Here is a 594-nt window from a genome sequence, read left to right on the forward strand (position 1 = left end):
ATCGACGACGACTACAACCGCGCAACAGATCTCGGACTCGACACCTCGAAGACATGACGAAATGCTTCGACGACCGAACGCGACGAGACAGGCGTACCCCCAGGGGGTATATGTTGGTATCATCGGCCGCATGCACTCAGTGAATCGGCACGGTCGACGGGGCACAGCTCCGACGGCAGCTTTACTGATTGCACTGACGGTGTTCGGTGTGCTGTTGATGCATTCGGTGACACCGATGTCGATGCCTGTGACCGGCTCGATGTCCATGTCGATGAGCGGCGGCCGTGCCTCGTTCGCAGCGCCGTCTCACATGGCCGACTCGGTGTCGGTTCCGGTGATGACCGGGGAACATGACTGCCCGTCGGGGTACCAGATGATGCATCCCTGTGTGGGTACGACAGCGTCGTGGCCCGCGCTGACGGTCCCGGTGACGAGCGCAGCCATCGACCCGGTACCGACGCTGCTTAACCGGATCGTTGGGCGCACCGACTCTGAGTGGGGGCGTGCGCCGCCGTGGACGTTGTGGGAGTTGGACAGATCGGTGACCTTGCGAGTGTGACAGGGAGCCCGTCAGACGCGTGTCTGTCGGCGGAT

At 62.6% G+C, this 594-nt stretch carries 1 protein-coding gene; it reads left to right on the top strand.

Annotated features, from left to right (window positions below; translation table 11 throughout):
* Window positions 1-130 precede the first annotated feature (130 nt).
* The gene (locus ACODSO_RS29210) at window positions 131-559 is read left to right on the top strand and encodes a DUF6153 family protein (protein ID WP_063216980.1); all 429 of its coding nucleotides are present in this window, start codon (window positions 131-133) and stop codon (window positions 557-559) included.
* Window positions 560-594: the final 35 nt, after the last annotated feature.

Source organism: Rhodococcus sp. FG69 (genome assembly GCF_057808915.1).

Excerpts from the sequence above, each read along its gene's own strand:
- ACODSO_RS29210 (WP_063216980.1), top strand. The coding sequence starts at position 131 with ATGCACTCAGTGAATCGGCACGGTCGACGGGGCACAGCTCCGACGGCA.